Consider the following 4,740-nt stretch of genomic DNA (forward strand, 5'->3'; position numbering starts at 1 on the left):
GGCGTGTGCCCCTTGCGACGCATCGCCTCGATCACCTCCTCCTTGTTGGCGTTACCTTTGCCCGTGGCATGTCGTTTGATGGTGCCGACCGGCACGCCGCGATACGGAATCTCGTTGTACTCACCCCAAGCACTGAGGTGCCCAAGGAATCCGCCGTAGGTATGTGAGGCATCGATCCCGTTGTGAAAACGAACCTCTTCGAAAAACACCGCGCAAAGCGGATTGGCAAATCTTAACGCTTCATCCAACCACTTTTTGAATCGCACGAAGGTCATCCCGCCCCCTTCGAACCGGCCCGGGCGGAACTCCACCGTACCGCTGGTGATGGTGCCGTCGGCCTGACGCAGGGCCCAGCCGGTTTTCGTGCCGAGGTCCAGGGCCAGAATGGAATTTGCGCCGGTACACTCCGGCCTGGGTTGGGGAGATGCGCTCTGCGGCGCGGTCTGGGAAACGGTCATCGTCCTCACTCCTCATGGTAAAATTGGTGAGGGCGATGGAGAGGGTGGCCGATCCCGGGTCCGTCGCTCTGCGATACAGGTTTTTTGTGACGTCTTTTATGACGAATCTTCAAAGCAATAGGTGGTCGTTGCTTGTGCCATTCAGCTTTGCAGTATGCCACTGACTCCGATTTTTGGACTGGAGGAGCACCACTCTCCGCACCAGTCGCTGACGAACGTGATCGGCCAAGCTGCGTGGGACCAATATTCCGGGAGGGCCTCGGTGTGCTTGCGCCCAGTCAACTTCGGCGGATGGCGACGACAAAAGCCTGTTGCCTCCAAGTCTGAGTCGGTCGGAAGAAGGTCAAAGAATCGGCATGATTCGCAGATGTCCATCTTGGGTTCTCCTTGTGGGTGGGTGGTGAATCCTGGTAAATCCCGCTTCAACTGTGCCCTGAATTGGGGGTTTATCTCTATCGCATCTATTTGATTAATAATATAAATATATATAAACTATATATATTGCATACTATTTAGGAGGATCCTGAGCGAGCGCGCATACGCACGCGAAAGATCCCCCTATATATCTATGTATAAGACACCCCCATTCATTTTGGCGGATTTAACAGTTTTATCTATATATCGTATAATATCAAATAGTTACTGACGAGGCATCTGGTTGCTCAGAGTGTAAACCGTAATGGGTTTTGGTCCGCCTGACAGGACTTGGCCCGAGCGGATGATCTCTTCATCTTCGAGTTCTGCCAGGATTTCGTTGCGCTCGCGACGAGTCAGGAATCGGGACTTGTTGCCCAGGTCGGTCTTGGTGACGCCGTTGCGCCCGGCGGCGCGAATGATCTCCAGCACCCGTTTGTGGTTCTGCTCGATCAGGTTGTCCGCCACATGGTGTTCGACGTCCTGGATCATGGTGTTGACGCTGTAGCGCACCATGGCGATGGCCCACTGGGCATCCTGCCGCCGGATCACCGGCGATGAGGGGTTGGCCGCCACGGCCCGGATCATGGCCACCTTGGCAGCATGCTCCCAGACCCGCGCCAGAATCGGCGAATAGAGCGACCCCCGACTGCGACGCAGTTGTGCAGTGATGGTTTCGCTCAATGCATCGAAGAGGCTGGCGGCCTCCGGCAGCATGGGGACAACGGAAGGATGCAGGGCAGTGGTTCCGTTGTTGGTGGTTCCCTCCAGGTTGCCTCTTCCTTTGCCTCCTCCTCTGCCTCCGCTTTCGGATAGGGTCTTCAACGACATGATCAGAGACGTCGGTGTGTCGCGCGATAAGTTAATGCGATTACGTTCAGGGTAATCATCCATGGTTCTGAGGATCACGAATCTGGCCAAGGATCCATCGGCAACATTGGCGCTTTTCAGGGCAGACCAGAACAGCACCGGCGTCGTGGTGCCGTAGATGCACAGGCAGGGTTGGATGATGTCCTTGCGGTCCTTGGTCTCCTTAATGCCACCGTATTCTGGGCCAAGAAAAATCGTCCCGGCTGCGGAGTGGATCTCGGTCATCAGGTCGAGAATTTCCGTCAGGTAGCGTGGACTCTTCTTGCGGTCTGCAGCGGCCTGGAGGAACATGCCAAACTCATCCTGCTGAAACAGAATGGGCGGATGCCGATGCAGGGCTGCCAACAATCCGGCACCTGAGGCAATTCGATTTCCGCCCAAGAAATCAGAAAGTTCAGCATCGTGGAACACCTGGTTGATCACCTCTCGGCTGTGATTCTTGCCGGAACCGCTCTCGGCGATGCCGACGATGTAGAGATTGGTCCGCAGATTGGTCTCGCTGCGAAAGCGGTGCCCCATCAACGCCCCCAGAGCGCAGAGGGCATTGCCCACCGCGAGGATCGGTTGCGGCTGGGTAGCGGTGGCCAACATGAACTCCAGCAGTTCCTTGAGCACCCCCTCCACGTCGCACGGATCGAACTCGACGTCCCCCGGCAGAATTGGTACCGGTTTCGACGTCTGTTCTGGCACCTGCTGGGCCTTGCGCAGCAACTCTTCCGCCGGGTGCGGGCCAGGGTGCTTGTTGGCCGGGTTCAGAGTGATGGCGACGTTCGGTCGCCAGCCATGCTTTTGCGCCAGATGGTAGATGGTGCCGGCACCGATCACCGTCGGGTGGAAACTCGCCCAGGCGCGCTCCGTGGCTGCTGGGACGTTTTTGGCGGACGAGGCCGACCAGTCAGCGAACAGATGCGCACCCGCCTCGCCCAACGCGCCCTTGATGGCCATGCCGACCCGCACCCAGTCGTCGTAGGGCAGATCGGCGTTGACGATATGGCGCAGGGCATCCTGGATCGCCTCGGGGGTGCCGACCAGATCACGGATCGACTGCAACGGGGAACAGGCTTCCGACTGCTCGGGCATGCCGGGCTGGACAGGATCCAGCCGGACGGGCCGCATCCCCTCCGGCAGCATGGCCAGAGCCTGTTCGATGAAAGCGTGCGCCTGCGCCTCGCTGATAACCGGCAGGTCCGCCAGGGTCAGATCGGCCAGCGACCGGACCGGCCAGTCGTAGGGCTGTCCGGTTCCGGGATGGATGGCATAGGCGACGAACTGCTGACCCTGGCAGAGCACCTCCAGGGGATGGGCCTTGATCCCCTTGAACGGGCTATCCGTCCGGTAGACCAGCATCCGTTTGGGATGTCTGCCGATGCGGATGGCAGGCGTCGCGCCCAGCACCGCGAAGGCCAGTTCCTGGATTTGCTCGGAAAGAATTTTATCATCGGAAATGTCGATATCCACACCAGCAACAATTCCACAAGGAATACCGATTCCGGCGTCCGGCCACTGCTTCCAGATGGTCAGTTCGTGGACCGTGGTGACGCGGGAGGCGTGTTTCGTCCACCCGCGGTAGGGCATCCATTTGCTCCGTTCAAACCGCCCGGGGAACTTCTCGCCGGGCATGATCGGCAGGAAGGGGAAGCCGCCTGCCATCAGGCGGTCACCGTACTGGGTCATGAAGTTCTCGCTCATGGTCGTATTTCCTTTCAGGCCGCTTGGCGGTTCAGGGTGGCAAGGCACTCGCGCAACACCTCGATGGGATAGCTGTTCACCGAGCCCCAGCGTTCGTCCGGCACCCTGCCGGTGCGAATCTCCAACTCGCGACACATCTCGCTGGCCCGCTGGCCCAACCGCTGTGCCAACGACAGAGGTGCCGGAACGTTCTCCCGGCGGCAAAAGGCCAAGGCGGTCATGTAGCCCGTATTGCCATCCAGGTCGTCCTGGCGTCTGGCGAGGGCGTCGAGCTGCCGCTGTTGTTCGGTGCTGGTTTGTTCGAGGTGACGCATCCTCAACTCCTGCTCCCAGATTGCCTTGGCCATCAGGTAGACCTGATGGGCGGCGGATGTCGGGACCGTCTGGAAGTAGCGGTTCACCAACTCACGCTGAGCTTGCCAAGCCAGATCGTCGGTGAAGGATTTCACCAGCATCAGGTAGCCGGACTGGGTGAGCAGGGTTCCCGATGGAGCGAACTTGCTGAATCCAAAGGACTCCCATAGGTCTGTCCGGATTTCGGACTGAGCTATCGAGAAGAAATCCTCTCCCGCGACGAAGCGCTCCTTGTTGTCGTTGAACCGTTTTCTTGCCGTCCCCTCCGGGCGCTGGTGGACCTGATCCACCATGGCGAAGGTGACGACACGTTGGCCCCGGTACTCGATGACCGGAACGGTCGCATCGCCGATGGTGATCACTGGATGGCTGTTTTCGATGGTCGTGTTCATGTGCGTCTTGCTCCTTACATTCAAAACGGGACATCGTCCCAGGAATTGTCGTGATCGAACTGCCTCTTGGCCGCCAGATACCCTCCGACGATCACCTGGATCAGGGTCATGAACTCCTCCACGGAAAAGAGGGTCAGGTCGCTCTTGCCCAGGCTCTCGATGAACTCTCCAGCCACGGGTGCGGCGGCCCGCATGGCCGCCCGTTCGCGTTCGGTCGGGTCAACCATGGCGCACCTCCTCATCAAACCGGAATCCCATCACCTCCACGAAACGCTCCCCCTGACGAATGGCGATCTCGGTCGGAATGCGCAGGTGATCAAGCAGAGGGATGGCCGCTGCAACGCTGTCCGGCACCCGCATCCCGTCCGGCGCCCGGCGCAGCCACCAGGAGACTGCCTTTTGGCGCGGGAACCCTGTGTGTTCAAAACAAACCCACTCCCGGTGCCAGTTGAAGCCGCACAGATATTCCACCCGCAGTGAAGGCGGCTTGCCTTCCTTCTGGTGGCGCTGATAGGCGATGTCGTAGACCTTGACCCACTCCACCTTGCCGCTGGTGAGAATCT

5 protein-coding genes are annotated in these 4,740 nt (G+C 59.2%); all 5 read right to left on the bottom strand.

What is annotated here, in order from left to right; all coding sequences use genetic code 11:
- A partial coding sequence (locus tag HQL56_18290) for a hypothetical protein (GenBank protein MBF0311468.1) occupies positions 1–458 on the bottom strand: 458 nt, incomplete at its 3' end.
- Positions 459–1,097: 639 nt separating this feature from the next.
- Positions 1,098–3,431 carry a PriCT-2 domain-containing protein gene (locus HQL56_18295; GenBank protein MBF0311469.1) on the bottom strand — a complete coding sequence of 778 codons (2,334 nt, stop codon included), beginning with the start codon at positions 3,429–3,431 and terminating at the stop codon, positions 1,098–1,100.
- A 14-nt stretch (positions 3,432–3,445) separates the two neighbouring features.
- Positions 3,446–4,177 (bottom strand): ORF6N domain-containing protein, encoded by a 732-nt coding sequence (locus tag HQL56_18300; GenBank protein ID MBF0311470.1) that lies wholly within the window; start codon positions 4,175–4,177, stop codon positions 3,446–3,448.
- A gap of 20 nt (positions 4,178–4,197) precedes the next feature.
- Positions 4,198–4,404, bottom strand: coding sequence for a hypothetical protein (locus HQL56_18305; GenBank protein ID MBF0311471.1), 207 nt, complete (start codon positions 4,402–4,404; stop codon positions 4,198–4,200).
- On the bottom strand, positions 4,397–4,740 hold a 344-nt coding region (locus tag HQL56_18310), incomplete at its 5' end, for a DNA helicase (GenBank protein MBF0311472.1). The genes HQL56_18310 and HQL56_18305, both read right to left, overlap by 8 nt.

Source organism: Magnetococcales bacterium, assembly GCA_015231925.1.
Lineage (GTDB): Bacteria > Pseudomonadota > Magnetococcia > Magnetococcales > JADGAQ01 > JADGAQ01.

Bases quoted from the DNA above. Each gene is read 5' to 3' on its own strand.
- HQL56_18295 (MBF0311469.1), bottom strand. From the start codon at position 3,431: ATGAGCGAGAACTTCATGACCCAGTACGGTGACCGCCTGATGGCAGGC.
- HQL56_18300 (MBF0311470.1), bottom strand. From the start codon at position 4,177: ATGAACACGACCATCGAAAACAGCCATCCAGTGATCACCATCGGCGAT.
- HQL56_18305 (MBF0311471.1), bottom strand. From the start codon at position 4,404: ATGGTTGACCCGACCGAACGCGAACGGGCGGCCATGCGGGCCGCCGCA.